This window comes from Bacillus sp. LL01 (assembly GCF_001037965.1).
The window spans coordinates 1-3,857 of record NZ_LFEL01000205.1 but is presented as its reverse complement, the minus strand read 5'-3'; the positions used below and the strand labels follow the sequence as shown (position 1 = coordinate 3,857).

The 3,857-nt window shown below is 38.7% G+C and carries 6 protein-coding genes; 1 reads left to right on the top strand and 5 read right to left on the bottom strand.

Annotation, left to right across the window (positions count from 1 at the left end; translation table 11 throughout):
* Positions 1–213, bottom strand: a 213-nt coding sequence (locus AB685_RS31535) for a hypothetical protein (protein WP_047973878.1), incomplete at its 3' end; no start/stop codon positions are given.
* 138 nt (positions 214–351) lie between these two features.
* On the opposite strand from AB685_RS31535, the gene AB685_RS27980 reads away from it, so the two are divergent.
* Entirely contained in the window at positions 352–582 is a 231-nt protein-coding gene (locus tag AB685_RS27980; protein ID WP_047973877.1) for a hypothetical protein, read from the top strand.
* 149 nt (positions 583–731) lie between these two features.
* On the opposite strand, the gene rlmH is transcribed toward AB685_RS27980, so the two are convergent.
* The 4 genes from rlmH to AB685_RS27965 form a co-directional block, all read right to left on the bottom strand.
* Complete coding sequence (rlmH, locus tag AB685_RS27975) at positions 732–1,211, bottom strand: 23S rRNA (pseudouridine(1915)-N(3))-methyltransferase RlmH (protein ID WP_047973879.1); 480 nt, start codon at positions 1,209–1,211, stop codon at positions 732–734.
* A gap of 70 nt (positions 1,212–1,281) precedes the next feature.
* Positions 1,282–1,440, bottom strand: a complete 159-nt coding sequence (locus AB685_RS30715) for a CxxH/CxxC protein (protein ID WP_082153804.1) — start codon at positions 1,438–1,440, stop codon at positions 1,282–1,284.
* 119 nt (positions 1,441–1,559) lie between these two features.
* Complete coding sequence (locus tag AB685_RS27970; protein WP_047973876.1) at positions 1,560–2,774, bottom strand: S1C family serine protease; 1,215 nt, start codon at positions 2,772–2,774, stop codon at positions 1,560–1,562.
* A gap of 219 nt (positions 2,775–2,993) precedes the next feature.
* Entirely contained in the window at positions 2,994–3,788 is a 795-nt protein-coding gene (locus AB685_RS27965; protein ID WP_047973875.1) for an MBL fold metallo-hydrolase, read from the bottom strand.
* Between the last annotated feature and the right edge of the window lie 69 nt (positions 3,789–3,857).

The window sequence follows — 3,857 nt, the reverse complement described above, 5'->3', positions numbered from 1 at the left end:
AGCTAATACCCCAGGTTGGCTCACTGTCTTATTATTAGGGCTTGGCATTACTGCTATTGCAGGTCCTCTAACATCGACTGGAACACTTACTGCTGTTGGTCTAGTATCATATGAAATATTAGTATCAAGCGGGTTCTCWCCTCTTATTTCAGCAGTCGTGATCATGACTTTTGCTTCTACGTCTGCCCAAATGCCCCCTGCCTCCGGCTCCATATATATAGCTTCTGGAATTGTTGGAGCAAGACCTGAAAAAACATTTTTAATTTTAATACTTTATTATGTTTGTCCTGTAATTCTTATTGGCTGGTTAATAGCCATGGGAATATTACCAATCTAAGGGGGAGATTATAGATGCAGATTCTATTAGAGCGCCTTTTTAGTCTATGCTTATTGTTATCTTTGTTTCTAGCATTAACTATGGTAGTAAGCCAATTAATAGGGTTTATGATTGGCAATGGTGAACTTGTAATTCAAAGTCGTGATATTTTAAAACAGCCAACAATTATTTTTGCTGCTATTTTTTCAGGGATTGCTTTTATATTAGGCTACTTCCCATCCTATCAAGAACAAAATAACTCATAAGTAGTTCAAGGTCTTAAAGGTAACAAAAAAGAAGTGAGCACCTATACACTTCTTTTTTGTGTTTATTGAAGTAATATTCCTTTATAGGTAGTTTCACAGTTAACTAGGAGATACCTCAATACAAGTGTTAGGAAAACAAATCCTCTCCCTCATTTATGATACGGTTCTCCTCGATTAATCCGAAACGCTCGATACACTTGCTCTAATAACACGAGTCTCATTAGTTGATGGGGTAGCGTCATTTTTGAGAATGACAACGCATAGTTGCTGCGCTGCATGACGTCATCACTTAGTCCAAGTGAGCCTCCGATCACAAAGGCTATTTTGCTTTTTCCGTATGTAGCAAGTTGGTCAATCTCCTTCGCTAAATACTCTGAGGTGAGTTGTTTACCTTTGATTTCAAGTGTGATAACATGCGTATCTGGTCCGATTTTTGCTAGAATTCGTTCTCCTTCTTTTTGCTTTACAATTTCCATATCGGCCTCACTTAAATTCTCTGGCGCTTTTTCATCAGCTACTTCGATTAAATCAATCTTTGCGTAAGCACCCAGTCTTTTCGTATACTCCGCGATTCCTTGTTTTAAATATTTTTCTTTTAATTTTCCTACTGAAATAATAGAGATATTCACAGTGTGTATTCCCTCATTCATTTTTATTTATCCACAAAGTTATCCACATATCAACAATGTTAGTAACTGACTATTTCGCAATTGAGTAAACAGCAGACTTTTCACAATAGCTACATGTTGTGGATAATTGTTCTTCTTCTCTTACTTTTTCAATTATTGGTGCTGTCTCGTATTCATCTACAACGATATCCATTGCTAATTCAATATGTTCCTCACATGCAAATTCCATAAAAAACCGTCCTTTCATTTTCACGCATTTTATTATAGCATACCCTTTGTTTAGCTGTGGGCAACTCTGAAAACAGAAATAAGCAGAGTTATGTGGATAACTCTGCTTATCGATTTACTTTAAAAGCTTTGTTGTTCGGTTAACTGAATCGTGACAGTTTCAAGCGTACCGTTTCGATAATAGCTCACTTCTACTTCGTCTCCAACTTCCTTTTCCGTATATAGAAATCTTCTTAAATCATGACCGTCTGCAATGTCTTCTCCATCAATTTTAACGATCACATCATATTGCTCAAGGCCAGCTCGTTCTGCTGCTGACATCGGCGCCACACTTGAAACCATAACACCAGCTCTGACATCACWCGGTAAATTCAACGTTTCTTGCCAATGATAACTTGGAATTTCATTTAAAGATTGAATTCCTACTCCTAGTTGTGGCCGTTTCACTTCGCCATAGCGTTCTAGGTCTTCAATAATCGGTAGCGCCACACTTGTTGGAATCGCAAATCCGATACCTTCTACTGAGCTTTGAGCAATTTTCATTGAATTAATTCCAATCACTTGTCCCTCTATATTTAATAATGCTCCACCACTATTACCAGGGTTGATGGCTGCATCTGTTTGGAGAACTTCAGCATGCCAATCAATTTGACCATTTCCTGTTAAATCAACTGGAATGCTTCTTTCCGTTGCACTAATAATTCCTTGGGTAACAGAGCTTGAAAATCTTAGTCCTAAAGGATTTCCAATTGCAATCGCTGGTTCACCTACGCGAAGAGAATCTGAGTTTCCAAATTCAGCAACCGTTTCGATTTCACTACTATCCACTTCTAGAACAGCTAAGTCTGTTATGACATCGGATCCTAACAATTCTGCCGGGACACGTGTGCCATCTGCTAAACTAATTTCAACCCCATTTGCTCGTTCGATGACATGATGATTCGTTACGACAAAGGCTTTATCACCAGCAACTTTATAAATGACACCCGATCCTGTACCCTCATCGCCACTTTGTTCTTGTAAAGGATTAGATTGTTGAATATTGATCACACCAACAACAGCATCTGACACTTTATCAACTGCTTGTGTGACATCAGAATTAACAGAATAACTAACCGTTTGTACATCTTCTGGTGTCTCGGTTTGTATGAAGCTCTCTTCCTCATTCGATCCTAAATCGTAAGGAAGCATCCCAAAATTTGATAAGAGTGRAACGGAAAATAATACAACTAGACCACCAATAACCGCACCAATAAATGCAGAAAGGGCTCCACCTCGCTTCGAACGCTTTTGTCTTGTTTCACGTTCTGAATCATGCTCATCATAATAGCCCATAACCCCACACCATCCTCTAATAAGATAAAATCAACGTTCTACATCTCTAGAGATGTTTCATCCTTTAAAGGGATGATTTTGAATTTATTATACTTAATATTTAGGAGAAATCTACTAGAGTGCATCACTTTTGATTATTTTTTATACTGTTTACAGAATTACCAACAACCGTGTTAGATAATCAAAAGTTCAAATAAAAAAGTCCCCAAAAGAGGACTTTTAAATAGTAGCGAGTGGTGTGGGCTTCAGAGGATCTGTATCATATAGATCGAATTGTTCTCCTACAGCCATTCCTTGCTCTTTTAAGACTTGCTCCACTGTAAGGCGGGCTAAGTCTTTCATATTATTATCTAAGCTTAAATGAGCTAGATATATACGGCTTGTGTTATCGGTAATCACATCAGAAAGTGCAAGAGCAGCATCTTCGTTTGAAACGTGACCGACATCACTTAAGATCCGTCTTTTTACATTCCAAGGGTAGCGCCCCATCTGCAACATATTCAAGTCATGGTTGGACTCAAAAATATACATATCCGCACCCTTAATGGTTCCTTTAATCCGCTCACTAACATAGCCCATATCCGTTGCTAATACTAGCTTTTTCCCTTCGTGATGAAAGCAATAAAACATTGGCTCAGCTGCATCATGAGAGACCCCGAAGGACTCGACATCCAAATGGCCAAATGGTTTCACTTCCTCTGTAGCAAAAGTGAATTTTTGGTCAATCGGGATCGCTCCTAAGTTACTCTCCATCGCCAGCCACGTTTTTTCATTTGCATAGATCGGTAACTTATGCTTTCTTGCAAAAATACCGACCCCTTTTATATGATCGCTGTGCTCATGGCTAACTAAAATACCGTCTAGCTCTTTTGGGTTTCGTCCGATTTCCTTGAAGAGTTCATCCATTTTCTTTCCGCTCAGTCCAGCATCGATTAGTAATCTCTTCTCAYCGGTTTCCACATAAATTGCATTCCCGGTACTTCCACTAGCAAGCACACTAAAACGTAACGTCATCGTAGGTTCACTCCTGTTTATTCCTGCTTAAGACAACTGCTGAATTTCAGGGTTGATGGCATGTACAAG